Below are 25,132 nucleotides of genomic sequence, written 5' to 3'. Positions count from 1 at the left end.
TCTGGAGTAATAGATGATTAAGTCTTTAAAAGGGTTCATTCTCTTGTGACCACAACTTTATCGAAAAGGAGGTAAGACGTGGATAAGGAAAAAGTTTATCAAGAATACGCAGATTTTATATTCAGATACCTAGTAACCCTGACAAATGACGCTCAATCTGCAGAGGAGTTGACTCAAGAAACATTTTATCAGGCCATTAAGTCCATCGACCATTTCCAAGAAAACGGAAAAGCCTCTTTTTCCACCTGGCTCTGTTCAATCGCCAAGAACGTTTGGCTGAAAGAAGTGAATCGTGAAAGGAAGAAGCACCGGTTAGTGGAATCACTAAGCAGTGAACACACTCCTGTTTACAATGTGGAAGAACAATATATTCAAAACGAAGACAAAGTCCATTTCTTTCAACAGGCTCAACAACTTAGCGAGAAAAAACGCGAACTTCTTTATCTCAGGTTATTGGGGAATTTATCGTTCAAAGACATCGGCTCAATATTGGGAGAAACAGAGAATTGGGCAAGAGTCACATTTTACCGTGCCAAACAACAGATAAGAAAGGGTGATCATTAAATGAATCATCATGTGTTTAAAGATCTGGTTCCGAGCTATCTGGAACATTTAACGAGCGAAGAGACCAATAGGCAGATGGACGTACATATGGAGCAGTGCAAAGAATGTAGAGAATATGTACATGACATGCGAGAAGAATGGATGTCAGAACATGTGCATATACAGGCAAAAGAGGATAGAAATGTGGACTACTTCAAAAAAGTACGATCAAATAACAGAAAGAAAATATTCACGATTGTCTCCTCTCTCCTATTCCTTTTCCTCATTTTGATGCTTAGCTATTACCTGCTCTTTGTAAGAATGTGGATAGCAGATGCAAGTGATGTTCAAACGACCATCCAAACACACGGAAACACGGTTACACTGACATTTACATCAAAACAAGACAACCGCTTCCTTTTACCTAGAAAAGAACAGCTGAATCAAGACTATATAGACTGGATGATTATTTATGAGAAGCGCGAAGATTTTTCAACTCCAGAAAGCCTGAAGGATGAGATTAACATTACCTATACCTTCTTGGATGAAAACATTTTATTACTGGATAATGGGAAAGAGAAAAAACTGACAGCTGATGACAAAATATCGATCCAATACAAAGACCACACGAAAGAACTATCCTTAATGGATTTATACCATTCTGACCTTTAAGCCGTGGGGACAGGTATCATGGTTTATTATGTGCTGGGTCATCTCATCACCTTGATTGAATGTTCCGTTTCAATCATCGTCCTTTTCTTCAAAAGGGAACGGGAATGGGAAAAAACAGAAGAAGCCCCCCTCCATGTTTGTGGAGGGGGGCTTCTTCTGTTACGTTTCACTTAATACATATCCTTCTGAGTAAAATTCCAAAACGCAACGGCAAGACAAGCGGCAGTCCATACTGCAAGTACGGTTAATGAAAACGGCAGTGACATCCCTTCGATTGGAGGAGCTTGGCCTTCTAAGTAATTGATTAGATCAAAATTCAAGTTCACCAAATACTTTGAGCTCGTCCAGCTTGAACCGATAGAAGATAAGAGCGTACCTGCAATCAACACAGCCATCATCGCCCCGATACCGGTTGCTGTATTCTTCACAAGCACTGAAATCATCAGGCTAATGGTGGCAACAGTCGCTGTCACGACCCATGCAAGACCTGCTGACATCAGCAAGTATTCCCACATCGGGAGGGTATGGATATAGGTCGTCGAAAATTCACCCGATGGAGAAGCTTGAAAGCCAGTCAGAATGGGTGCCGTCCAACCATCATATCCGAGGACAATCCCCGAAATCCCATAGCAGACAACCACCGTAGCCGCTATCAGCATCGATGTATACAGTAAAACGGTCAGCCATTTGGCCATCAGGATCTTCCATCGTTTGATCGGTCGGGATAGTAATGTTTTGATGGTCCCATCATTGTATTCCCCACTCACAACATCCGCCATAATGATAATGATGAGTAAAGGCAGGACCAGTGTGAGTCCCTGGGAGAAGAAGATACGGATGAATGTAGGTGCTCCAGGATAGTTCGGATTGATATTGTTGTCCAAGTAGTATTGCTTTTGCTTCAAGTCCAATTCGAGGAATTGCCTGGCCTCATCCTGGATCCCACTGGATGCCAGTCGGTTTTGCCGATCGACGATCTCCTGCTGCAGCTCCACCCGCCAGTCCAGCGTACCCTGCTTTTCTATCTTCTCTTGTATCTCTCGGTATTGTGCATATGTAAACATAGAGACGAGAATGATTAAGATCGCGATGACAACGGCAAAGCGTTTTTTAGAAGCAATTTTCATGACTTCATTATGAACCAGACCCATCATATTCGGATTAGACAATATGATCGCCCCCTGTCAAACCAATAAATAAGTCCTCCAATGTCTGGACCTTTCTTTCAATGGTCCATACCTCGATTCCAGCCTGGAGTAACGATTCATTCAGGATCGATGTTTTGCTTTCATCCATCAGTGTATGGATCGTATGATCATCGTACAATTCTGCAGATTGGACATAGGGAGATGCATTAACGATTTCAAGTGCACGAAAAGCATCATTGACTCTCCAGTCCACACCTGATGACAATTCATCCACTAAATCCCTCACCTTTCCTACCTTCACGATTCTCCCATGGCTCATGATCGCCACACGATCGGCAAGCATTTCGATTTCACTTAATATATGACTGGATACAAGAACGGAAAGACCCGTTTCATCGACCAGTTTCCTTATAAATGTACGAAGGTCCTTTATTCCCATTGGATCCAACCCGTTCGTAGGTTCATCCAAAATAAGCACTTCCGGCCGGCCCAACAATGCTTGTGCAATCCCAAGCCTCTGACGCATCCCCAATGAATAGGTCTGTACCTGGTCATCAATCCGTGCAGTCAGATCAACCAGATCAATGACCTCCTGTATTCGTTCACTGTCCACCCCAGGCAGCATCCGTGCAAACAGCTGCAGGTTTTCCCGACCGGTCAAATACTTATATAACTCTGGATTTTCTACGATCGAACCAAGACGCTGCATCGCCTGAACAAATTGCTTTCTCACATCAAAATCACAGACTTTAATAACTCCCGATGTTGGCTTGATCAGACCGACGAGCATCCGGATCGTCGTCGTTTTCCCAGCACCATTGGGACCAAGGAATCCAAATACTTCTCCTGGATAGATATCAAATGATATATTATCAATAATCGTCTTTTTCCCTATTACTTTCGTTACATTTTTCAATTGAACGGTTGGCTTTATGCTCATGTTTATCACCCTATATCTATTCTAGCGAACTTTTTTCTCAATTGCTCTTTTCAATACTCAGCATGAGTAAAAGTTGGTACAATCATAATAGAAGGAGAGATTAAGAGATGAAAAAATGGATGTGGCAACTATTTATCACCCTTTCCCTTGCACTGACCGTTCTATTTGGATATGGATTTGCGCGAGCCTATTCGGATATCGCCAACCCTCCCCAAGAGAAGATCACAGCAGAATCTGAAGAAGCCCCCGCTACACCTGGAGAAACGTATATTGCCCTTGGCGACTCATTGACAAGAGGGGTAGGATCTTCAAAAGGAGAAGGTTTTGTCCCGCTGGTAGGAGATTCACTTAAAGAAACCAATAAGGTGGATCGGTACCAAAACCTAGGTATACGGGGTGCCAGGTTGGAAGATTTACTGGCCCAGTTAGAACAGAAGGAGGTCAAGAGATCTCTTAAGGACGCCAAAATCATTTCCATCACAATTGGAGGGAACAATCTCTTTAATTCTGGTGAGATCTTAAACAATTATTCAGAAGCCACCGCCCTTGGCATTCTGAAAACGGAAATTCCTAACCTGGAAAAAACGTTTGAAACCATTCGTGATATTAATAAGGATGCCGTCATCCTCTATATGGGACTATATAATCCCTTTAAGGAATTACCGGACGGGGATTCCTTTGACTCAGTCATTCAAAAATGGAATGACTCCGCCCGCACATTAGGCTTGAAATACGACATTCAAGTGGTGGACACCTTCAATTTGGTCACGGATGCCAAACGAGATCTTTCAAGTGACAACTTCCATCCAAATGATGCAACTTATCAGGAAATGGCTGATAGCCTGTCCCTTGTGATTGACAAGAATATTATACAGTAATCACCAAAAAGCCATGGGGACAGGTACCGTGGCTTATTTTGTGCCAACGAACCTGTCCCCACGACTTTTCACCTAACCTGATACACAATCTCCAAAAGTCGGTTTGGATTTTCGGAAGAAACCTTCTCTGATAATCTTGCCGCAGCGATAATGGGTGCCCATTCGAGGATTTCATCTTTTGACAACCCGCTTTTCTCGCAATAAAGGCGAATGTACATATCAGCGAGGTCCACGGAAACCTGGGAATACAGGAGATATGTTCTGTATACATCGGCACGCCTATCCCCTGCACTGGAATCAACCCAGTCGATGATGGTGACGTTATTATCTGACAGAATTAAGTTGTATAAATGGAAATCACCGTGGCAGAGCGTTTTTTTATAGGTCATGGATTCTAGTTTTTTGAACAAAGCGGACTTTAGCTCATTATCCAGTTCTGGTGCAGATTCTATTTGGCGATACAGCTTTTCAGACATCGGTTCAATGGAATGAGCTTTGATCTGATGAATGCCCATTTGGATATCTACAGACATGCCCATATAGTACTCCGCTTTTTCCATGTTGTCAGTCAGGAGATCACCTAGTGTTCTTCCTTTAATGTGCTCCATGATGATAACCTGTTTTCCGTCAATGGTTGTGACATCTACGACTTCAGGTACGGACAGCCCGCATGAATGGGCGTATTGTTGCTTTTTTGCTTCTTTTATAGATTCCTCGCCAGGTAATGAATCGTTAAAGACCTTGTATATTTTATTTTTGTAGAGATAGACTTTAGCTGTGTTCCCTGTTGCATCGGGAGTTCCTAAGTTCATTGTGTTTCGCCCCTTATTCTTCTAGCGTCTTCTATAATATAAAGGAACTTCTTTATGAAAGAAGTTCCTGGCTTTAAGGCTTATTCCAAAAAAACGTCGTCACCACAAACGGAAGAAGCAGACCGACCACTAGTATGAGACCATTTCCAAACAGGCCGATTTTTCTGTAGATTGTTTTTTCACCAAACAAGCCTGCTACAAATCCTACGACTGCCATGATGACCGCCGGAAGTAAGAATGTGTCTTTCCCTAAAAATGCTAAAAAATAGAATACAAGACCGATAAGAAAGATAATGAATGAACCTAGACTGAATACTTTTTTCAATTGTACCCCTCCTCTTCTCTAATCTACATATGTCGGATTTATTAAAATCATTCTTTATCCGTCCTGTAATAGGATATTCAATAGAAACGAACAAACCACCCCCGATACCGCTACTACCAATCCGTTCAAACCGATTGCAGTTAAGCTCAAACCGCCCCATCCGCCAACGGCCAGACTTATGATCCAGCATAAAACAGAGATCAGGACCAGCCCAAAGAATAACTTCACATTCAAAAAGGAAGGGATCATACCATACTTCTGTAAAGCCTGTAAAACGCATGAAGCTACAGCTCCGATAACGACCAACGTTAACACGTCAATTGACATGAAGAATACCTCCCTGTCAGTTTCTGTTCTTATCCATCCAACCTATAGCATAGTCCACCATCTGTCTCATCGGTATGAAGTAGGTTCTCGCTTCCCCCACCAGCCCCTCTTTCACAGCGCCTGTTTCACTGTAAAAATCCTCAAACAACCGGTCAAAATCGTCTGATTCATTATTGATATCACGATACGTAGTCCACACTTCTTTCATGCCTTTTTTTATTTTGACATCCCATATTTTTTCTTTCACAAAGGCGTTGTTTTGCCTGTATTCAGCGAGGTGCAATGAGGTGTTTGAATTCGTCGGGGCTCCAAGGAGAAGAATGTAGCCACCCAGTTCATATATCTTTCCTAATGGGGAGTGTTCATTCATGGAAAAGTCGAGACCATGTTCTTGCGTGATGCCGGCAGCATCTTCCCCCCAGGCAGCGAATGATGTATGTGGATGGGGACTCCGGTACACCCCATCCTGCTTTCTGAACGTCTCGGGGATGAATCCCATAAACGAGGTGGGTGTTAAATCGGGATGAAAAGTCGGCATGTTTTCCCGGATGAGTTCCAGTTCCTCATCTGTATAGCCACTTCCATACTCCGCCGGATCGCAAAGATGCTCGGTTTGGGTAGGCATGACAATATTCCCGCTGGTACCGACGGCTTCCTCCAATGCCAGGATCACGGAAACCGGTCCGCCTATGACTCTGCCAATTGATTTTAAGGAAGAGTGGACGATGACGGTCATTCCTTTCGTGACACCGAGTTTCTTTAAATCTTTTACAATATGTTCTCTGGTGACGAGCCTTTCTTTTTTCATGACTTATTCACCCTTCTTCTTGGTCTCACCTTATGCGTCCCCATGAAATAACTGCTGACGCCAAGCATCATCCCACCACCGACACTTAGTAACACACCCAGGCTTGCGATATATGTAGATATATAGACTCCCAGCATAAAGAGAAGTAATCCTGTAATGAATAAAAGCGTACCTGTTTTCATGTTTGATTCCTCCGACCGTTTTTCTTGGTGGTCTTTAAATGTGGGTGCACCATACTCTTTAAAGTTAAGCTATCAGGAAAACACCGTCCTGAAGCTTTTCTACAAAGGATAATAGTGTAATTATCAGGCTTACTACATTTGATTCTCATTAGATTAAGCACCTTGAACCGGCAGATAAACCACCACTTCCTCCCCGCCATCCTCCAAGGGATGATACGTCTCCACAATATACGCTTCGTTTTTTCGTTGATATCCCTGTTCTTCTATCCACTTTTTTAAATCTTTATGAAGATTCCCGATATCTTGACCTTTCCCTAGAGCATATTCTTCGTCCAATTCGATATAAGTCATTCCGTCAGGAACGTTGTTGAGGGGTTCGTTCACTATCACCCCAACATAATAAATTCCTTCAGCATGATCACTGTCCCTTTTCGGTTCATAAACTGCAACTTCGGGACCTGTTACAGCTTGGAGTTCATCTACCCTTTCCAAGAATTGCTTTGCAAGCCTTGGCACTTCCGTACTAAAATCGGCAAAATTGCTTTTCCCTTTTAATCCAACGACTCGAAACGTTTCATTCCTTTTTTCACCATTCACGTCCATATCTCCTTTTGTTCTACTAGTCAAATTTTAACACATTTTTCCTTTTTTACGATATAAAAATAAGCTCCCCACTTAAAAAGTGAGAAGCTCCTTTCTTACATACGTCCCTTCATCTTCATCCTCTGACCAACCAAATACCCACCTGCCAACACAAAAAAAATCAAGAGCAGCCAGGCGAATCCGTCGGTGAATCCTGTCCGTTCAATGGCATAACCGAAGAGCGGAAAGCTGATCATGATCACAAAGCTCTCCATCAAACCGATCAGGGAAAGGAAAGTCGACCGTATGTTGCTTTTCAAAAAGCCCTGCACGAATGAGCTGAAGATCGGTTCGAACAGACTTAACAGCTGGGCTAGGATCAGAAACGATAGCAGGATCGCCCAGTCTGTTGCGAAGATGAATAAGGCGAAAAATACGAGAAAAAGGCCTAATCCGTAATATAGGATGTTGAAGAATTTAAATCGTTCCTCCACCTTGTACGCAATCTTTGCCATGACGACGCCGAGAAGTCCTTCGATGGTAAATACGGCACCGACGACGACGGACGAATAGCCCAGTTCTACGAAATATTCCTGTCCGTAGAAGACCATGATCACCATGACGGCACTTGCCAGGATAAAGAGGACAACTGGTGCGTGAATGATACGATTACTCCTCCACACATTGACCCCCAGCCGGAATTGATGAACCCACTGGTTGTACCAACGTCCGCTGATTTCTTCGGTCTTCTCCCGCTCCGGTTCCTTCATGAATAAAAGGGGAATCACCGCCAGGACGTGGGTGACGATTGTGGACCCGTACACCCATTCCCAGCTCACTTCCGCCATGAAGCCACCGAGGAATTTCGCGAGACTCAGGGATAACAGTGATATCGCCGTCATGCTTCCGATGACCCGTGTGTAATCCTTTTCCCGTTTGTCATTCTTCAATGTATCGTAGGCAAATGCCTGCTCGGCACCGGAATGAAGGGTGACCATGAGCCCCATGGACAGAAACGCCAAGGTGAACATGGAGAAGTTTCCGCTCAAGAGCATGAACAGTCCGTATAGGAGACTGAACAGATTCCCGATCACTAGGCTGACCTTCCTCCCGTACAAATCGGCAATCATTCCGGTTGGTACCTCGAATAACACAATGGCCAAGTGGAGAAGCGCCTCAAGGACCCCAATCTCGCCCAACGTCATCCCCTTGTCGCCAAGATAGATGACCCATAGGGCCCGGTCGAAAAACAGCTGGGCAAAAAAGAGATAAAAGTATAGTAAATAGATATTGTTTTTTGTTTTTAATATGTTCATCATTTCGATTCGTCCCCTCGTTAAAAAGCGCAGGCGGCTTGAACACCAACAGGATTTTCAGGAGCTTAAATAGCTGGCCACTCCAGAGCCGCCACCGCTACATAAAATCAAAAAAAGCCATGGGGAATAATCATTCCCCATGGCTTTCGCTATTACAGGAAATCATACATTCGTTCACACTATGAAAAATCAGCTAAAAAAGGACAGACGTGTCCCGAGGACGGCTGAAATTCCAATAATAGACATCATTAATAGTCGATATTTTTTGATGTCTACAGTGAACGTATGCATGATATTCCCTCCTTTAATATGTAAGATTCATACTTATTATATCTCTCTTCCTTTTTTTGGACAAGAGGAGAATTTATATCCCCTCCGTCCACAGCCCATACTAAGAGCCTAAACAAATTTGGAGGTGATTGGTATATGAAAAAGCCTGATCAGAATGAGATGAAATCCATGACAACAAGGACGGACCCACAGCAGGTAAAAAAGCAAATTCAAAAAGATGTCGCCGCGGGACAAGGTTCCATGACTTCACGGGAAGCAGGATCCATGCGGGATGAATGAAGCAGAGGGGCGATCTCATCGTCCCCTTTTTTCTTCCAAAAAGGAAATGATTCAAGGGAGAATGTCTCATTCAATTGTTTTATAATTATGGGAAGGAGGTGAGAAAAATGGAAAAGCAGATACTTGAAATACTGTTGGATTTACGCGGTGAGATGAAAGAAGTACGCACTGACATGAAGGAATTTCGAAGTGAGCTGAAGACGACTCAAGCTGATGTTCGCAGCATCCGTTCTGATTTAAAAGAAACTCAAGCTGACGTTCGAAGCATCCGTTCTGATTTGAAAGAAACTAAAGTTGACGTTCGCAGCATACGCTCTGACCTTAAAACAACCCAGGCTGACGTTCGCAGCATACGCTCTGACCTTAAAACAACCCAAGCTGACGTGAAGGATATCAAGGAAACCGTCAATCGAATTGAACTATCACAAACCGAGGATGTCATTACTCTGTTAAAAGTGAAGAAACAGCATACAGAATCTGAATTTCACTACTTAAATACAAGGCTGACAGACATCGATAAACGGGTATTCAACCTTGAGAACCGGGTGGAACGGTAACATATTAGAGCATGAACCCCACACATTTTTTCTCCGTCTTTCGTTTCTACTTGCCTTTCCCCTGAACGTTGTCTTTTTTCCAATTATAAGGCTTATCTGCCCAATGAAACAACAACACAAATAAGAATATAGCGAAGCTGATACTGATATTTTCAATCCACCTGATTTCTTCGTTTTTGATGAATTGGTAGAGGATCTTACCGACAAAAAAACCCAAGGGTAATTGAATACTTTTTTTAAACATGAAGAGACTCCTTTCAGCGTGCCACGTTATGGGATTCATTTCCATTTTAACACTTTTTGAAGATCTTTGTGGTGCTGAATACGAAAATAGGAAGTTCGGGGGAAATTGAGGTTTTTACCTAATCGGTCTCAAGTGGCCGATCGAAGCCTTGTACCGTTACACCTACAGCCTTCCTTCCTTCTTTCATCCATTTCCAAATGGTATAACTGTCGTTCATGGTAACGATCAAAAGAAGAATCATTCCCGGACGATGGATTTCTTGCCTCCCTTAAAAATAGATTGTGATAAAAAGGGCCACCCCTACACACATGAGGTAACAAAATACATTTGGAATGAGCCATATCAGCCTTCGTTTGGTGATTTTCAATCGGTTCACTCCTTTGCTGATTTCTTCCTGCTTAAAACAAGCCAAATGATGAAAAGTAAAAACACACTCAAAATGATTTTTCCTTTCCAGTTCCACACCAGCACCTGTTGAATCGAATACGCTTCAATGACCAGAGCCGGCATTTTTCCAATCGTGCTCGCTATAGAATAGTTCATGATCCCGACTCTACTGATGGCAGCAGCCAATGTCACCAGACCGGATGGAATAAAAGGAAAGATCCTGAGGGCAATGATCAGGCAAAAAGCTTCAACTCCCTTCGAATTCTGTAATCGTGTCAACAACCCGTTGTTTATCTCCTTATGTTGAAATAATTTCTTGATACCCTTGCGATATAAATAAAAACTGACGATGGCTCCCAGCGCTTCTCCTGCGATTGAAACAGCCAATCCTTTTTCAAATCCGAAAAAAGTAATATTCGCAGCCGTGATCACGACGCTCGGTAGGACACCTAGAACACTAATGATGATGTTTAGTAAAATACTTAATGCGATGGCATAGATGCCTAATGTGTTGAACCATTCTAAGAGGTGTGTTTCCATGCTGCTACTCTCCTTATGATGCTGTACTGTCGATCTTTCTGTTTTATGTTCAACCCATGAAACCCTTCGTTACTCCTTGAATAAATCCTTCAATGAAGTTAGGAATCTTAAAAATGCATAGTGCAAGAATAAATCCAATGCCCATTCCTTTAATGGTGAGATTCTTCTTCGTGCTTCCGATAAAGTACACGATTAATCCCATGATCAATACAATCAGTGTCAATGTTTCTCCCTCCAAATGGTACCCTTTATAGTACATTAAAACCAATGCTCACTACATAATCCTTTCTTTGCTCCCATCTTCGATTTTAAAATGGACCTCCGTCGAGCTGCCTCCATCCACATGATTGGGAATATCCGATAAGTCAAGAACCTCCTTTAGACTGACTGATTTTTTACGATTCGCCTCAATGGTGACGGTGTAGGGACCGTTTTCATTCATGAGAGAGGTGAATCTCGTCTCGGATCCTGGAAAGAACGTATCCAGGAATTCAATGTCAAAGGTCACTGGCTCCCCGCTATGATTGGAGATAAGCAAGTTACATTCCCCTGTAAATTCTTCTTCCTCTATCTTCTCAAAATCACAGGTACCCTTCCCATTGTACGAAATGGCATTAATTCCATCCGCTACGGTTTCCTGATAAACCTTTATAAGTCCAAATGGTAATAAAGAATAAACAATTGCAACGACCATCACAGTGCGGATGTGATAGTTGGAAAGACCTATTACAAGTAAAACGATTGCAAAGATAAATAGGAAAGAACCGATGATTGCCAGCACATTGTATCCATCTTGATCTTGGATAGGAAAAGACATGAACGCCATCCGTTTGTAAACCATTGGGGCATTCGGAAACGGGAAATAGAATGACATACAAAGAATCAGGATCATACCCGAAGCGATGAGATAATTTTTATTTTCAATCATGTTTTTAACTTCCTTTTTCAATCATTTCTGTACCAAATGTAGTGGTAGGAAGAAACAGATTCTACTGTCTCACTAATCATTAACCCTGGTAATCCAGGGAACAACTATCCTTTCATATGGCGCTTAAGGTCAAAAATACCTATCGTTCCACAAACCAATACGCCCATTCCTAAAAGAACAGTAAGAATCCAATTCTCTCCCCAGCTTGTTATGCACGTTATCAAATTGCAGAAGGCAATAACCAGACTTCCGTATTTCGCACTCCATTTGGCCTGTTCGGAGGATTGATCGGTGCTCAAGAAGATTCACTTCCTTTTCTTTTGTTTTCTGGGTCGGATTGGAATTTCCCCTCATGATCTCATCTGATTCCCCATCACATACACACTGAGGGCGACGGCACCCACTCCTATCACAATCCCAAACACCGTTCCCGTATAGAGACCGACATATTCAAGGGCAAAAGGAAGGATCATTGTCATAATGCCGACCACTATTGTATAGAGACCGAATATTTTCGCCAGCTTTTCTTTATTACCTTTAAAGACATCCTCCTGATACCCGGCAATGAGGTTGAGCTTTTTCTTCACCCAGATCAAGTAACCTGTGTATACAATTAATAGTCCCAGGCATATGCAAAGGATAAAGGGAGTGTACATCGGGGCATTCCTCCTATAATGAGTCAATCTTTCTAACAATCTTTCCTTTTTGGAAAACCAATCGTGTATCACACTACCAATTATTTCAAACAAACAGGTTTTAAACAATCCCCCCTGAATCATGCGGAATTCACTCACTTTCAGGCGAGATTCTGCATAATCATTCCGGATTCAGATTTATCGTGCAAGAATTGGGTTTATCGTGCGGGATTTTCGATATTCATGCCAACTTATCGAATATCCTTTATTTCACCTATCCTCTATGAACTTTTATTAAAATATTAATATCTCGAGTCGATTTCGATAGCTATCCAGATCTTTACCGGCGATTGCCTCATCCCATCCCTGTATAAAAAGAAGAGGCATCAAGAAGATTTACAGTATAATAGTCATGTATTAATGGTAATCACTAACAAAAGGAGTTGATCTATGATGAATGACGGAACGAAAGTCATTGAAGACGGCGGTGGCCAAGGTGGCGTCACTTGGAAAGTAGCCTCCCGGACTACATCGGGCAGTTATACAGTTGTCTTATATATAAGCGCGAATGGCGGCAGTCAGTGGAAAAGGGTCACATATGACAGCAGCGGAAAAATCGTGAAAGTGGTCTACGGTGACTAACAGTAAAAGGATGATGGCGCAGGCAGCCATCATCCTTTTTCCTTAACGGAAAGACTCCGCCATCTGTATCATGTCTTGTTTCGTGAGAGTGATACCGGACCTTGCGGGCATGTATTTCATTTCATATATCGCCTCGCCTTCCATCCATGTCAGCCTACTTATCTTTAAAGGGCCCTCTGTTTCAGAATAGCTTCCTTTAGAAGTACCGACCTTCACCGGTTCTTCAGATAAAGTCAGATCTAAACCAGGCTCAAGAAGTTGAAATGACATCGTGATCGTCTGCTTTTCCGGACCCATGAGAGTGACGATTTGTGCGTTTCCGTAGGGGCCTTCCTTTGTTTCCGTGTTGACATTTTCCACTTTGAAAGGAACTTTTGTGATGAATTTGAACTCTTTCCCCAGAAAATCCGGACGATCGCTTGCTTCATATAACGGCGCGCTCGCATTGTTTCCGATGATCCCTAGCTGTGTTCCGCCAAAGTATACAAAGATCGAGAGGCATGCGGTGAAAAATAGAAATGACAGGACAGGGGCAAAAATCGGCTTTTTCCAGATAGAAAACGACTTGGATGGATTAGAATGGACTTCATTTAAGATATTCTCTCTCATCTTGTTGGTAAAACCACGCCCCTTGAAGGTCTCTTCTTTCATCAACCCGCGCAATGATTTCAATTCATCCATTCCTATACACCTCACTTCGTTTAATCGTGGAACCGAGCAGGGCCTTGCCTCTTGTCAGCCGCGTTTTCACCGTATTCGTGTTGATGTCGAGACTCGCACCGATCTCGGCTAACTTCATTTCCTCAAAATAGTATAGAAAAATGACTTCCCGATATTTAACAGGCAGGTCCAAGACTTTTTGGATCAACTCTGAATTCTGCTCATTTTTGATCACGGTCTGTTCCGGTGCCCCCATTTTCCCTTTCACCATGTCATTAATCTTATTGGAGATACTGATCATCCTCGTATCCCATCTCCTTAAATAATCCTTGCAGTGGTTAATGGCAACAGAGATGATCCATGTCTTCAGGGAGGAATCTTCCCTGAATGTATCCATCTTTTGATAAAACTTGATGAAGACCTCCTGTGTCAGGTCCTCGGCCAGGCTGTGTTCCTTTACATAGGAATAAACCACATAATAGACATCATTCCCGAACTGAGTCATGGCTTCCTCAAGTAGCCGGTCTTTCTCGGATTTCGTCCGCTCTTCCATTTTAGAAAATTCACCTGCTTTGTATGTATCATTCATTAGACGTAGCCCAAATGATAAAAGTTTTGTTTTTTTACAATTTTAACCAAAAATAAAAACCTGTCGAGTCTCCTCGGGCAGGCTTTCACGGGTCAGTGCCCGCTTTTATTATTACAGAACATTCCAGATCATACAATTGTTTCTTTTGTTTGCTGGAGGGATGAGAGACTACACGCAATCAGGAACTGCGCGGAGTAGTAGGTGGTCATGATGAAGACGGCTGAAAAAGGGATCTCTGATACGAACATATTCCACGACAAAATAGAATCGGATAGAACGAACAGGAGACTCCCGGCAATGGCCCACTTGTTTCCGGTCAGGATCGCAGATAAAGCCATGATGGAAATGACGAGCATGTAGGCAATGACCGGTATGACGAGATCAGTATCCCCATCTGTTCGGAGTGCTGAAATCAGTTGCTGTCCGAATATGAACGAATACAGTGCAATCGGGAGGGCAGCTGCAAGTCGCCACTTGTTCATGCGGGATAATGTAATAAAGCCACACGAGTAGAAAAGATGTCCGACCAGAAACGCCCCGAGGCCTGCTATAAATGAAACCGCAATGAACGCATCTCCAAGCGTGCAAAAGAAGAGGCCAAAGAGGATGAAACGCAGTGCCGTTGCCGGGTTGAAAGATAACTGCCGGAAGGAAAAGACGATAATGAGAAACATGGGGATAAGCTTAAAGATCACTTTCACGGGTAATGGATCGGATGGGATGAATAAATAAAGTACTGACATGACTCCAATAAGGAGGGGAAGTGACCATTTCATCATGTGATAACACGTCCTTTTACGTTCTGTTCCTTTTGTTATATATACTCCCTTCTTGAGGCGAATTCCTTTTTGTGATACCTCTATGACAGGATTTTCTCCTATCTTTCCTGGAGAATGTAAAGATGGACGCTCCCCAAACGGATCGTCCTTCAAGCTTTTTTATTATGTCACTGGCCCTGCATGTTTTTCTTTCTTCTTCTCTTTGACGAAAAGAAGCAAAAAGTATCCACCGACAAAAACGGGGAGGGAAAGACCTGTCAATATCAGTTTCGTTTCTTCTGGAAAGGAGCTTTGTTGAATGAGTAGTTGCGGTCCATTCACAAGGATTGCCAGGATGATCATGATCCACGTTTTTGACCACAGAGACACGGCAATGATGGCCGCGAAGGCAAGAATGAGCGCAAATAGCCTTCCGATTCCTTCCATTACAACGGTAGGTGCCTCGACGTTCTGTCCAAGAAATAACAATCCCATGAACAATAAGATGGGAACTCCTCCAAGAATCGAAAATAACGTCCATTCTCTTGCTTTTGACACCGGATGGCTTGAAACATATTTAAACACCACTGAGGTACAGAATAAAAACCCAATCATGACAAGTGGATAACCGATTAATTCAAATAACGAATAGGTCAGGTCCCCGCTTAAGGCGTCACTCAATACGATAAAAGAGAAAGCGCTCACTAATACCATCACGATATACTCGAAGATACTCTTGTAATCGATGGGCATCTCTGCGGAAATTTGATTCATGTACTGCCGGGGTGTCAAACCGGTAACCTCTGATACGCTCTTTCCCCTTTTCTCCGTTTCAACCAAATGATCCTCCAGTTCCCCCACGATCTCATCTACTTCTTGTTCGTTCTTCCCGCTTGAAATCAAATAGATTCTCAGATTCCCCAGAAAGTCTTCGCTCTCTTTCGATAATGACATGCTTACTCCTCCTCCAATAATTGATTTACACTCTCAGAGACTTCTCTCCATCTTAGTTTAAAATCCTCCAACTCCTCTTTTCCTTTTGGAGTGATATAGTAATATTTCCGTTTCGGCCCGCCGGAAGGCATTTCTTTCTGACAGGCTGTCACGAGTCCTTCTTTTTTCATCCGAAGGAGCAACGGATAAATGCTTCCTTCTTTGACCATTTTGAATCCATTGGCCGCAAGCTTCTCCATCATTTCATATCCATACACTTCACTTTTTGAAATGATGGAAAGCAGGCACCCCTCCAGGATCCCCTTTAATAATTGACTCGACGACATCCTCGTTTCTCCTCTCCCACACCCCAACTACATTGCAAAGCAATATAGTTATCTAAAAAAATTCCCGGATTGGAACTATATTGCAATACAATATAGATTTAGTTTAGCGTATACTGGAAAATACTTCAACCCCAGAATCATGCCGGTTTTGAGGACAATCATGCGAGATAAGAAAGAATCGAGCGGGCTACAGAATATTCATGCGGGATTCCTACTTTTCATGCCGTTTCTAACCATAATCATGCTAGGTTATTCGGCAACAAAAAAAGCCTCGTCACATTCGACGGGCCCTTTATATCATCCTTCTAAAATACTTCTCCATCTCCCTCTCAGAGATGATCAGTCTCCTTGAAAAATCCTGCGTTCGTACGACATATTCCTTGATGCCGATATATTCGGATTCAACGACCAGATAGAAACAGGAGCCTTTTTTGACTCCCCTGAAATCACGTTTTAATTGATATCTCTTCATGTTGACTAAAGCCCGCTGATCACTGGCTTTCCTCCACTTGATACGACTGAGGAGGGATCGTCTTGATCTTCTTGATAAAATAATAATGTTTATATAATGCGAGTCCGATGAGGATGATCCGGACAAGGAGAATGTCGACGTACAGGACGGAAAGCAAAATAAAGAAGTCTGCGGTCAGATTGATCTTGATTTTTTCTTTCAGGGTCATTCCCTTTTTTTCTAGAAAGGGAACCACGTATTTTTTGTAGATGTACGTGTTTTTAAACCAGGCATCCATGCGCTTCGAGCTCTTGGAAAAGAAGTAAACCGCCAGCAAGTAAAACGGGCCACCCGGCAGAACGGGCAGGACTGTTCCGGCAACCCCGCACACTAGGGCTATGAACCCGAGCAACATGAACAGGATGCTTTTCATCTTTTTCAATGTCATGATCCATCTCCCCTACCCTTAACCGTTTTCCTTCATTGTACTATAAATATAGCAGAAAGTTGGGTGTGACGGGTTAGGAGATTATTGTTAATCCATTATCTGCCCCTATCAACACCCTGGTCTACCAAAATAAAATCCCTCTCCGTCAAAGCACCGTTTTCCTTGCGCCCAGCCTTCTTCTCAACCGAACCCGACTTCACCTCATCCTCCTCCAACAACCCCTCAAGCCCTCGCGCAATCCCCGTTAAGGAAAGAATCGTCAGGGCGAAGAAGAACATCGGGATCATAAAGATCCACCAGGCGTTGGTCAATTCGACATAGCTCATGGACATGATGCTCGCCCATTCCTGGACGAAGGGTTGCGGCGGCGGGCACATGGGGCCGTAGCACACATCGGTCCCACCGAAGAATAGGTCGAAGAATCCGAGGTGGGCGATGATGAGAAGCGCCTGGATCATGATTTTCGGAAAAATGATAAAGAGCCGCGGCTTCAAGTGTGGAAGCACATGGTTCTTGAACAGGAAAGTCTTGCTTCCACCAAGGACCCGGGCGCACGTCACGAACTCTTTGTCGAGAATCTGACGGGTTTCGTTGGCTAGGAGAATCGCCGTAGTCGGAGCCATGATCACGGCTAGGGCGAGGGACTGCCAAATGACCCGTTCGGTGAAACTTGTTTCAAATCCTTGCCTGGGTTCCCATAGCAAGGGGTAAAGCATATTGAAGGCGATGATCGATTGCGGGATAAAATAAAAGGACGTGAACATCGATTGCGTCCACTTCTTCCCCCAGGATTTTGTAAACCCTCCCAGCACCCCGATGGCAAAGGATAGGATGAAACTGATAAGGGAAATCAGGATGGCGGCCCCAATGGTATACTGCGCCCCCTCCAATACTTTGTAAAACAGGTGGTCCCCTTCCCGGTCCGTGCCAAACGGAAAGTCCGCTGAAGGAGGAAACGGGGCATCCCCGATGATATTTGCCTCATCATCATAGAGGATATATGTATTCGGAATTTTGTCATCGGTCAGATTAAAAATCATACTCCACCCGACGAGCACGACGATGAACAGTAAACAGATGCTGATGGTGACATGATGCCGATTCCACTTTCTCATAGACTCATCTCCCTTCCTATTTTTCTTGAGATCACGAACTGCATGAATTTTAAAAGGAGATAGAGTGGAACGAATAACATGATCGACGTAACCGCGAAGATCGCAGGTGTGTTATAGGAAAAGAGAAACGACGTGACCCCGAACACATTGAATAAATATTCCAAGATTAATAGATTCGACAGCATCATCCAGATGATCTGCTTGCCGTGATAGGTCAGACTGACGAGCACATTCCGCATCATATGGATGAACATGATCCGGAATCGGCCGAGACCCTTCCCCTTCGCAAGCTCCACATAGGGAAGCCCCTCTTCCTCCTTCAAAAAAGACACCATCGATCCCAGAAAAAAGAACGTCGGCAGGATCGAGAGCGTGATCGCCGGGAACAGGATGACCTGATTTTCGCCCAGGGATGCGATATCGAGGAGCAGAATACCGGATTGTTTAAAGAACCAGATGACCGATAGTTGAAGAAAACCAATCACAAAAATATCCGGCAGCGAGGCGATAAAGAAAGCGACACCTTCCACTCCTTTCCGGACCTTTTTCCCCACGGAAAAATAGAGGATCATCAGCAGGATTGAACATGTTAACGCCATACCGAGTGCCAGGAAAAAGATACGTGCACTGCTCAGGAAAGCTTTCAGGATGATGGGAAATAGTGGACGTTCGATATGCGAGACGGGGTTCGTATAAACCAGATGGTGAGGCTCGACTAGCTCCTTGCATACCTCCATCAATTCCTTTCCGTATGTAACGAGGGAAAACGCCTGAGTTGTGAACAGGCCGGATGTGGCACTGACGAGAATGATCCCGATGATAATGAGAACGGCTTCAAGGCCGGATTGTTTGAGTTGTTTCATCTTGTACCTCCAGTAATGATTCCTGCTAATCATTACCAATATACCAGATTTGAAAATTCTGTCAATTAAACCAGAAGGACTTTTGCACCTGACAAACCAAAGAAAAGAATCTTTCCAACCCTCTCATTTTTCTCTCCACTCCATCATGACGACACATGTAAGAGCCTTTACCATAATCATTCCTCCATAACTAATTTACAACACAACCGTAAAAAAGTGATCACTCACTTTTTTGTTGACTTTCCGAAAAAACCAAGTAATATTATTTGTGAGTGATTACTCACTATCATATTTCTTTCTTAAAGGAGGTTCCAACACATGACCATTTTCAAAAATAAACTGGTACTCGCATCCCCTCTAATCGCATTGGCTATCGTCTTTATTTTCTCCCTGACTTTGTTCCCATCGGTTCAACCTCAGCCGAAGAATCTGCCGATTGCAGTCGTGAATGAAGACGAGGGTGTACAGTTGCCGGATCAACCAAAGATGAATATGGGGGAAACCATCGTTGAAAAGATGCAGGGGAAATCTGCCGGTGATCTCCCCCCAGTTAAATGGGTGAGCGTGAAAAGTGAAGAAGCTGTACAAAAAGGACTGGATAACCAGGAATACTATGCAGCCCTCGTCATCCCCAATGATTTCAGTGCAAAGCAGGCTTCGTTGCGCACGCCGGACCCCACCTCCCCTGAAGTGAAAATCTACATCAATCAAGGGATGAACACAATGGCTGCCACGGCTGCGGGCCAAATCCTGAATGGCGTCGTGGACAATCTAAACAGTACGGTCCGCGAGCAACTGCTCGATGGATTCGAGAAACAGGGTGCAACGCTGACGCCGCAACAAGTTTCAAAACTTGTAACCCCTTTCACCAAGTCGGTGACGAACGTCAATGAAATCGGAACGCATAGCGCTAACGGAAATGCCCCTGTGTCATTGTTCCAACCACTCTGGATGGCAAGCATGGCAAGTGCTGCGGTCATTTATCTCGCTGTCAGCAAACGAACAGTTTCCAGCCGAAGAAAAGAGTTTAGGGCGAGATTCATGCAAATCCTGATTGGAGCGGTTGTGGCTCTTGTCATCGGATTTGGCTTGACTTGGATCGCCGACGGACTTATCGGGTTCCATATTCCTGATTTGTCGGATACTGCCTTGTTCCTGAGTATCACGTCATTCAGCTTTTTCCTGATGATATCAGCCATCCTTTCTCTCATCGGCCTTAGGGGCATGCCTCTCTTTGTATTAATGTTGTTCTTCGGGGCACCGCTTCTTGCCATGGCCCCTGAAATGATGTCATCATTTTACCGGGATTGGTTCTATTCATGGCTTCCGATGAAGTTCATGGTAGAAGGGTTACGTGAATTGTTCTTCTTCGGAAAGGGATTGACATGGAGTTCTTCCGTTTCGACGCTTGTCTGGATTGGCCTTGGAAGTATGCTCGTCATACTGGCCACTGCCTTCAAACCCAATGCTGCGGTCGAAACGACTGTAGAAGGATAATATAAAATGGTCAGGGCTTTTAGCCGCTGACCATTTTTTTCTTTCAGTCCAACTTAAAAGATCACCTTCCGATCCCGCTCATCTTTCAATATCTCCACCGCTTCCCGGAAACGTTGGGAATGGATGATTTCCCTTTCCCGCAAAAAACGAAGTCCATCATTCAAATCGGGGTCATCGCTCATATTGATGATCCATTGATATGTGGCTCTCGCCTTTTCTTCGGCGGCGATGTCTTCGTAGAGGTCGGCGATCGGGTCACCTTTTGCCTGGATATAGGAGGCGGTAAAGGGGACACCGGACGCATTTTGATAAAAAATGGCATTGTCGTGATTTACATAGTTCGCATCGAGTCCCGCGTCTTTCATTTGCTGCGGTGTGGCATCTTTGATGAGTTTATACACCATAGTGGCAATCATTTCCAAATGAGCGAATTCTTCGGTCCCGATGTCGGTCAGTAAGCCGATGACCTTATCGGGAATCGTATATCGCTGATTCAAATATCTCAGAGCTGCCGCCAGCTCTCCGTCGGCACCGCCGTATTGCTCGATCAGAAATTTGGCCAGCTTCGGATTACATGTACTGACCCGTACAGGATATTGAAGTTTTTTTTCATACACCCACATAGTGTCGATCCTCTCCTTTATTCCGTATTAGACCTGCCACGGCCAAGGGGCGTCTTTCCAGTCCCACGGATAATTTGAATAGCTGTATCCGAACCCGGTCAGGGGACCGAATTCCTTTTCGAATTTCTTTTTGATTTTTTTCCTCATCCGTACGTATTCGTTGTACTGTTTGATGGCCTCGTAATCTTCAGGATGAGTATCTAAGTACAGTGTCAGTTCGACGATGACGAAATCAACGGTCTGTAGCTCCTCCATCACTTCGTAATAATGAGCCGGAACCTGCTTCATCATGAATCACCATCCCCATTCAGTTCATAAGGGCTGTAGTAAGGATCGTAGAACGCCTTCCAGAGCGTCCCGTTCCGCAGTGCCTCCCGCGGGGTGAACTGCTCCAGATTTGCAGGCTGAAATCCCATATAGAGATTTGGAGGTGTCGAGTACACTTTTTTCTTGATCGGCGGACAAGGATCAAAAGGACTGACGTATGGATAATACGCTTTATAATTCGTATGCAAGGTATTCCCTCCTGATTTGGCAATATCTTTCTATTGTTATGCAGAAGGAACTTCAGCCATGACGGGTATGTGGAATTTGGTTCGTCCCCTCCATCCTGAAAAAGACCCCAAACCTTTTCAGGTGAGGGGTCTTCTGAAGTTCCTTCGTTTGCTTGTATTACTGAAGATGCTTTGGGGGAGGATTGACAGAGGAATGGTGTTTAATTTCCGTAAAAATGTCCTCCCCCTCCAGTTGCCGGCTGACCGGTCTGCCCGTAGTCTGCGGGACTTGAAGTAGATTGATCAGTCTCTTGACCTCTGCCTGGAGCTGGGCGAATTCCTTCATCGTAACCGGCTTTGCGCTAGGCATTAATTCCACTCCCACTTGTCCATTCGGCTCAAGGGTCGCCCATTTTACATCTGACAGTTGACTGACTCCCTGCTGCCTTAATTTCATTTCAAGCTGGTCGACTGTCAGCCGTAACTTTTTAAAGTTCTTTTCATTGATAACCCCATCTTCCATCAGAATTTTGGACTTACCGGTGATGAACTGTTCGACACGATCTGATTTCACTTGCAGGTACTCAATGACGATGAGGGTCAGGACAAGAATCAGCCCGACTCCGATCGTCGTCCAAATATTTTGACCGGCCACCGGTTGTATGAGTAATGACCCAATCCCGATCATGATGACCGTCTGGGCAAGTGTCATCTGGGAGATCGATTTTCTCCCGGCGACCCTTAGCAATAAGGTGCCCGCCAGCACTATGAGTATGGATTTCCAAATCCAATCCAAGTCCATGTCATCTCCGTCCTTTCGCTAAAAATCCCTCTTCAAGTGAAGAGGGAAAAGGGTATGTCTCTATACTATTCCTCCGTTACGCTACATTATCCTCGTAAGGTTGGTTTTCTTATGCTGCTGAACCAGACTTTTCAGGCTTGATAAAAATCAATACAAGCAGAAACATCAGGATGCCAAGGCCCCCCGCCCCGATGAGACTAATATTCAGGAGGGATTTCATCAATACGGCCATCAATGGCGGACCCGCAGCCACCCCGATGAAACGGGAAGAACTATAGAAGGAGGAAATCGTCCCCCTCTCTTCTTTCTCGATGTTTTCAGTGATCAACGCGTCCATCGTCGGCAGGAGTGCACCGATCGAGAGGCCAAGGAAGCTTGAGACAGCGAGGAGAAGAACCAGTCGCTGATCGACAAACCCGATCAAGGCGACACTGATGCTCATCAGGATCAAACTCACCGTCATGATCACCTTCATGACCTTCAACTCTCCCTTGATCTTCCTGCCAGTAATAAAGGAAGAAATGCAGAGAGCCAGTAACGGAATGGCAAGAACAAAGCCTTTTTTCACCCCATACAGTCCGTGGGTTTTCTCCAATGAATCCGATAGGAAAAACAGGACGGCAAACAGGACGAGCATAATGTAAATTCCGACGAGAAAGACAGTGAAGATCCATTTTCCCTCTTGCTTGAAAATCTTCTTCGTACTCTGGATGAAAGCTGAAAGGGCTACGGGTTCTTCCTTCTTCTTAGGAACTTTTATGAAAAAGAGAACAAGGACGATCGAAATGAGACTGAACACAGAAATAGAGAAAAACGGAAGATACCATAAATACGCAGCAAATAAAGCCCCTAAGATGGGACTCAACACTTTGCCGAATGTGTTGGACGTCTCGATCAATCCAAGACAGGAACTCGTCTTTTCATCATCATCCTTATACAAATCACCCACCAGGGGCAGGATGATCGGAGCCGCCCCGGCTGCACCGATTCCCTGGAGCACACGGCCAATAATGATCCACGTAAAAGGATCGTCCATCTTCCAGGAAGCAAAGCCTGCGACCAATCCCCCAATTAACGCAATCAGCAAACTCGGCAGGATGACCACCTTCCTGCCGAAGCGATCCGACAAATATCCCGCCACTGGAATCAGGAAGATCGACGCAATCGAATAACTTGTAATAATCATACTGGTCTGAAAAGAAGTGATCCCCACCTCTTTTTCAAATATCGGCAGAACAGGAATCAGCATGGAATTCCCCAAGGTCATGACCAAAGGAATCGATGCCATACTTACCACACACCAATTGCTAATCTTCGTCGTGCTATTGCATTGTTCTTTCAACTAAACCACCCTTTTGGATTGATCTACTATTTAATCAGTATTTGATAAAGGCCGAAAGAACATTCAATGAAACGAATGGCAAATTTGAATGGTAAAGGGATGATTACGGTCATGGCGCAAAAAAAGAAACCAACAAGAGATCCCTGTCATGAGAGGAAATACTCCTGTTGATTTCATTTACAACTCTTTTTGATCCACATTCAATTCAATCAGATTTCCATCCGGGTCTGCACAGAAGATCTGGGCAAAGCCGCTTTTGGAATGGGGTTTCTCAAGAACCTCCACATCTCTTTCCTTTAACCACCGAAGCGTCTCATGGTAGTTCTCCACACGAAGGGCAAAATGACCTTCGCGGCTGGATAAATGCTTGTCCTCCCGGATCGTCTGGGAAGACGCGTCCGCGATCAGATGAAGCTGCTGGCCCTCAATGTCATACCAGGCTCCCGGAAAACCGAAGTCCGGACGCGGAATTTCCTTTAAGCAAAGGATTTCATCGTAAAACGCTTTAGCCCTCTCAAGATCCGTCACATTCAAACTCACATGATGTAGACATTCATACTTAATCAATCGGCTCACTTCCTTCATTCGTCTTTCTGTTTATTTTACAGAAGAAACGGCCGTTAGGCGAGAGGGACGGACCTCATAAATTTTAATGAAAAGGTTGATTTAAATAAATTTCACCAGTGAAAAGGGCAGAAAATAGAGGTCCGTCCCTTAACGAAAAATAGCCAGGGCATATAGCCGCTGACCATTCTTTATAAACCTCCCGAATTCTGGTGCATATTAGCATTTTTATCCGCCTCATCGATTTTCATCGAGTGTTCCGTCAGGTCTGGAGGCGTCATCCCTGACTTTTTCTCCAAGTAAATAGCGATGCCAGAGACCAGAATGATCGGACCCAATAGGAATAACCAGATCATATGAAAACCCTCCTTTCTAAATCGCAAGGCTCTTTTCAAGAAACTCAACCCACTTCCTAAAAAGCCTCATAACACTCTCTGCAATGCTGTCCATTCATCTGGCGCTTATTCTTTGCCCCGCACTTCGGACAAGTGACGATCACTGACTGCTGATCGATCCCTCTCTTGTTGTGCATGTATTGACCCAGTGCTTTATTGGCTAGAAAGACCGTCCCCACAATGGCACAACCGATGGCCGCTAATATGATGATCAA

The 25,132-nt window shown here is 44.1% G+C and carries 39 protein-coding genes; 8 read left to right on the top strand and 31 right to left on the bottom strand.

The features are described from left to right. The first annotated feature begins 78 nt into the window (after positions 1-78). Genes M1J35_RS07575 through M1J35_RS07565 form a run of 3 tightly spaced genes read left to right on the top strand, consistent with a single transcriptional unit; the run spans position 79 to position 1,389 of the window. Entirely contained in the window at positions 79-564 is a 486-nt protein-coding gene (locus M1J35_RS07575) for an RNA polymerase sigma factor (RefSeq protein ID WP_254653271.1), read from the top strand. Then, the gene (locus M1J35_RS07570) at positions 565-1,215 is read left to right on the top strand and encodes a zf-HC2 domain-containing protein (RefSeq protein ID WP_254653270.1); all 651 of its coding nucleotides are present in this window, start codon (positions 565-567) and stop codon (positions 1,213-1,215) included. A gap of 18 nt (positions 1,216-1,233) precedes the next feature. Beyond that, entirely contained in the window at positions 1,234-1,389 is a 156-nt protein-coding gene (locus M1J35_RS07565) for a hypothetical protein (protein WP_254653269.1), read from the top strand. On the opposite strand, the gene M1J35_RS07560 is transcribed toward M1J35_RS07565, so the two are convergent. Both M1J35_RS07560 and M1J35_RS07555 read right to left on the bottom strand, forming a co-directional pair. Beyond that, entirely contained in the window at positions 1,386-2,384 is a 999-nt protein-coding gene (locus M1J35_RS07560) for an ABC transporter permease (RefSeq protein WP_254653268.1), read from the bottom strand. The genes M1J35_RS07565 and M1J35_RS07560 overlap by 4 nt on opposite strands. After that, positions 2,377-3,303 carry an ABC transporter ATP-binding protein gene (locus tag M1J35_RS07555; protein WP_254653267.1) on the bottom strand — a complete coding sequence of 309 codons (927 nt, stop codon included), beginning with the start codon at positions 3,301-3,303 and terminating at the stop codon, positions 2,377-2,379. Before M1J35_RS07555 ends, M1J35_RS07560 begins: the two co-directional genes overlap by 8 nt. 107 nt (positions 3,304-3,410) lie before the next feature. Between M1J35_RS07555 and M1J35_RS07550 the strand changes: the two genes are divergently transcribed. Next, a complete protein-coding gene (locus M1J35_RS07550) occupies positions 3,411-4,181 on the top strand; it encodes an SGNH/GDSL hydrolase family protein (RefSeq protein WP_254653266.1) in 771 nt (256 codons plus the stop codon). Positions 4,182-4,249: 68 nt separating this feature from the next. Here M1J35_RS07550 and M1J35_RS07545 read toward each other — a convergent pair whose 3' ends face one another. The 7 genes from M1J35_RS07545 to M1J35_RS07515 all read right to left on the bottom strand — a co-directional run bounded on the left by M1J35_RS07545 (position 4,250) and on the right by M1J35_RS07515 (position 8,536). Continuing rightward, positions 4,250-4,993, bottom strand: coding sequence for a phosphotransferase family protein (locus tag M1J35_RS07545; RefSeq protein ID WP_254653265.1), 744 nt, complete (start codon positions 4,991-4,993; stop codon positions 4,250-4,252). A gap of 73 nt (positions 4,994-5,066) precedes the next feature. Beyond that, complete coding sequence (locus M1J35_RS07540; RefSeq protein ID WP_254653264.1) at positions 5,067-5,318, bottom strand: hypothetical protein; 252 nt, start codon at positions 5,316-5,318, stop codon at positions 5,067-5,069. Positions 5,319-5,372: 54 nt separating this feature from the next. Beyond that, positions 5,373-5,645, bottom strand: coding sequence for a hypothetical protein (locus tag M1J35_RS07535; RefSeq protein WP_254653263.1), 273 nt, complete (start codon positions 5,643-5,645; stop codon positions 5,373-5,375). Positions 5,646-5,661: 16 nt separating this feature from the next. Then, positions 5,662-6,453 (bottom strand): AAC(3) family N-acetyltransferase, encoded by a 792-nt coding sequence (locus M1J35_RS07530; RefSeq protein WP_254653262.1) that lies wholly within the window; start codon positions 6,451-6,453, stop codon positions 5,662-5,664. Continuing rightward, entirely contained in the window at positions 6,450-6,635 is a 186-nt protein-coding gene (locus M1J35_RS07525) for a hypothetical protein (protein WP_254653261.1), read from the bottom strand. The genes M1J35_RS07530 and M1J35_RS07525 overlap by 4 nt, the downstream gene beginning before the upstream one ends. Positions 6,636-6,788: 153 nt before the next feature. Continuing rightward, the gene (locus M1J35_RS07520) at positions 6,789-7,232 is read right to left on the bottom strand and encodes a GyrI-like domain-containing protein (RefSeq protein WP_254653260.1); all 444 of its coding nucleotides are present in this window, start codon (positions 7,230-7,232) and stop codon (positions 6,789-6,791) included. 101 nt (positions 7,233-7,333) lie between these two features. Further along, entirely contained in the window at positions 7,334-8,536 is a 1,203-nt protein-coding gene (locus tag M1J35_RS07515; protein ID WP_254653259.1) for an MFS transporter, read from the bottom strand. 423 nt (positions 8,537-8,959) lie between these two features. Here M1J35_RS07515 and M1J35_RS07510 point away from each other — a divergent pair, with 423 nt between their 5' ends. After that, complete coding sequence (locus M1J35_RS07510; protein ID WP_224520910.1) at positions 8,960-9,103, top strand: hypothetical protein; 144 nt, start codon at positions 8,960-8,962, stop codon at positions 9,101-9,103. Positions 9,104-9,210: 107 nt separating this feature from the next. Next, a complete protein-coding gene (locus tag M1J35_RS07505) occupies positions 9,211-9,660 on the top strand; it encodes a hypothetical protein (RefSeq protein ID WP_254653258.1) in 450 nt (149 codons plus the stop codon). A 46-nt stretch (positions 9,661-9,706) separates the two neighbouring features. Here the strand turns inward: M1J35_RS07505 and M1J35_RS07500 are convergent, their stop codons facing one another. The 5 genes from M1J35_RS07500 to M1J35_RS07480 all read right to left on the bottom strand — a co-directional run bounded on the left by M1J35_RS07500 (position 9,707) and on the right by M1J35_RS07480 (position 12,415). Continuing rightward, positions 9,707-9,904 carry a hypothetical protein gene (locus tag M1J35_RS07500; RefSeq protein WP_254653257.1) on the bottom strand — a complete coding sequence of 66 codons (198 nt, stop codon included), beginning with the start codon at positions 9,902-9,904 and terminating at the stop codon, positions 9,707-9,709. Between the two features lie 372 nt (positions 9,905-10,276). Beyond that, positions 10,277-10,831 (bottom strand): TVP38/TMEM64 family protein, encoded by a 555-nt coding sequence (locus tag M1J35_RS07495; RefSeq protein WP_254653256.1) that lies wholly within the window; start codon positions 10,829-10,831, stop codon positions 10,277-10,279. A gap of 49 nt (positions 10,832-10,880) precedes the next feature. Then, a complete protein-coding gene (locus M1J35_RS07490) occupies positions 10,881-11,054 on the bottom strand; it encodes a hypothetical protein (protein WP_224520914.1) in 174 nt (57 codons plus the stop codon). Positions 11,055-11,105: 51 nt separating this feature from the next. Further along, a complete protein-coding gene (locus tag M1J35_RS07485) occupies positions 11,106-11,759 on the bottom strand; it encodes a hypothetical protein (protein WP_254653255.1) in 654 nt (217 codons plus the stop codon). Between the two features lie 350 nt (positions 11,760-12,109). After that, positions 12,110-12,415, bottom strand: a complete 306-nt coding sequence (locus M1J35_RS07480; RefSeq protein ID WP_254653254.1) for a DUF3784 domain-containing protein — start codon at positions 12,413-12,415, stop codon at positions 12,110-12,112. A gap of 429 nt (positions 12,416-12,844) precedes the next feature. On the opposite strand from M1J35_RS07480, the gene M1J35_RS07475 reads away from it, so the two are divergent. Continuing rightward, positions 12,845-13,036, top strand: coding sequence for a hypothetical protein (locus M1J35_RS07475; protein ID WP_034762042.1), 192 nt, complete (start codon positions 12,845-12,847; stop codon positions 13,034-13,036). 42 nt (positions 13,037-13,078) lie between these two features. Here the strand turns inward: M1J35_RS07475 and M1J35_RS07470 are convergent, their stop codons facing one another. The 9 genes from M1J35_RS07470 to M1J35_RS07430 form a co-directional block, all read right to left on the bottom strand. Further along, positions 13,079-13,717, bottom strand: a complete 639-nt coding sequence (locus tag M1J35_RS07470) for a hypothetical protein (protein ID WP_254653253.1) — start codon at positions 13,715-13,717, stop codon at positions 13,079-13,081. After that, the gene (locus M1J35_RS07465; RefSeq protein WP_254653252.1) at positions 13,710-14,285 is read right to left on the bottom strand and encodes a sigma-70 family RNA polymerase sigma factor; all 576 of its coding nucleotides are present in this window, start codon (positions 14,283-14,285) and stop codon (positions 13,710-13,712) included. The genes M1J35_RS07470 and M1J35_RS07465 overlap by 8 nt, the downstream gene beginning before the upstream one ends. A 128-nt stretch (positions 14,286-14,413) precedes the next feature. Further along, positions 14,414-15,064, bottom strand: coding sequence for a lysoplasmalogenase (locus M1J35_RS07460; RefSeq protein WP_254653251.1), 651 nt, complete (start codon positions 15,062-15,064; stop codon positions 14,414-14,416). Between the two features lie 162 nt (positions 15,065-15,226). Then, entirely contained in the window at positions 15,227-15,997 is a 771-nt protein-coding gene (locus M1J35_RS07455) for a DUF1129 family protein (RefSeq protein ID WP_254653250.1), read from the bottom strand. Between the two features lie 2 nt (positions 15,998-15,999). Further along, on the bottom strand, positions 16,000-16,323 hold the full coding sequence (locus M1J35_RS07450) for a PadR family transcriptional regulator (protein WP_254653249.1): 324 nt from the start codon (positions 16,321-16,323) through the stop codon (positions 16,000-16,002). Positions 16,324-16,615: 292 nt separating this feature from the next. Next, positions 16,616-16,795, bottom strand: coding sequence for a hypothetical protein (locus tag M1J35_RS07445; protein WP_034762029.1), 180 nt, complete (start codon positions 16,793-16,795; stop codon positions 16,616-16,618). Positions 16,796-16,814: 19 nt separating this feature from the next. Then, a complete protein-coding gene (locus M1J35_RS07440; RefSeq protein WP_254653248.1) occupies positions 16,815-17,222 on the bottom strand; it encodes a YbaN family protein in 408 nt (135 codons plus the stop codon). A 95-nt stretch (positions 17,223-17,317) separates the two neighbouring features. Then, on the bottom strand, positions 17,318-18,337 hold the full coding sequence (locus M1J35_RS07435) for an ABC transporter permease (protein WP_254653247.1): 1,020 nt from the start codon (positions 18,335-18,337) through the stop codon (positions 17,318-17,320). Further along, positions 18,334-19,200: an ABC transporter permease subunit gene (locus M1J35_RS07430; protein WP_254653246.1), complete on the bottom strand. Its 867-nt coding sequence runs from the start codon at positions 19,198-19,200 to the stop codon at positions 18,334-18,336. Before M1J35_RS07430 ends, M1J35_RS07435 begins: the two co-directional genes overlap by 4 nt. A gap of 324 nt (positions 19,201-19,524) precedes the next feature. Between M1J35_RS07430 and M1J35_RS07425 the strand changes: the two genes are divergently transcribed. Then, on the top strand, positions 19,525-20,697 hold the full coding sequence (locus M1J35_RS07425; protein ID WP_254653701.1) for a YhgE/Pip domain-containing protein: 1,173 nt from the start codon (positions 19,525-19,527) through the stop codon (positions 20,695-20,697). Positions 20,698-20,750: 53 nt separating this feature from the next. Here M1J35_RS07425 and M1J35_RS07420 read toward each other — a convergent pair whose 3' ends face one another. The 8 genes from M1J35_RS07420 to M1J35_RS07385 all read right to left on the bottom strand — a co-directional run bounded on the left by M1J35_RS07420 (position 20,751) and on the right by M1J35_RS07385 (position 25,132). Further along, positions 20,751-21,320 carry a manganese catalase family protein gene (locus M1J35_RS07420; protein ID WP_229593018.1) on the bottom strand — a complete coding sequence of 190 codons (570 nt, stop codon included), beginning with the start codon at positions 21,318-21,320 and terminating at the stop codon, positions 20,751-20,753. A 27-nt stretch (positions 21,321-21,347) separates the two neighbouring features. Then, complete coding sequence (locus M1J35_RS07415) at positions 21,348-21,608, bottom strand: spore coat protein CotJB (protein WP_079531356.1); 261 nt, start codon at positions 21,606-21,608, stop codon at positions 21,348-21,350. Further along, the gene (locus M1J35_RS07410; protein ID WP_254653244.1) at positions 21,608-21,835 is read right to left on the bottom strand and encodes a spore coat associated protein CotJA; all 228 of its coding nucleotides are present in this window, start codon (positions 21,833-21,835) and stop codon (positions 21,608-21,610) included. Before M1J35_RS07410 ends, M1J35_RS07415 begins: the two co-directional genes overlap by 1 nt. Positions 21,836-21,992: 157 nt before the next feature. Next, the gene (locus M1J35_RS07405) at positions 21,993-22,616 is read right to left on the bottom strand and encodes a DUF421 domain-containing protein (protein WP_254653243.1); all 624 of its coding nucleotides are present in this window, start codon (positions 22,614-22,616) and stop codon (positions 21,993-21,995) included. A gap of 109 nt (positions 22,617-22,725) precedes the next feature. Then, on the bottom strand, positions 22,726-23,904 hold the full coding sequence (locus M1J35_RS07400) for an MFS transporter (RefSeq protein WP_254653700.1): 1,179 nt from the start codon (positions 23,902-23,904) through the stop codon (positions 22,726-22,728). Between the two features lie 231 nt (positions 23,905-24,135). Beyond that, positions 24,136-24,525 (bottom strand): VOC family protein, encoded by a 390-nt coding sequence (locus tag M1J35_RS07395; protein ID WP_254653242.1) that lies wholly within the window; start codon positions 24,523-24,525, stop codon positions 24,136-24,138. Between the two features lie 188 nt (positions 24,526-24,713). Beyond that, positions 24,714-24,878: a hypothetical protein gene (locus M1J35_RS07390; protein WP_254653241.1), complete on the bottom strand. Its 165-nt coding sequence runs from the start codon at positions 24,876-24,878 to the stop codon at positions 24,714-24,716. A 56-nt stretch (positions 24,879-24,934) separates the two neighbouring features. Further along, entirely contained in the window at positions 24,935-25,132 is a 198-nt protein-coding gene (locus M1J35_RS07385) for a hypothetical protein (protein WP_254653240.1), read from the bottom strand.

The sequence above is a fragment of the Rossellomorea sp. KS-H15a genome (genome assembly GCF_024195245.1).
Taxonomy (GTDB): domain Bacteria; phylum Bacillota; class Bacilli; order Bacillales; family Bacillaceae_B; genus Rossellomorea; species Rossellomorea vietnamensis.
The sequence above is the reverse complement of the archived record's forward strand: the minus strand, read 5'-3'. Positions and strand labels throughout refer to the sequence as shown.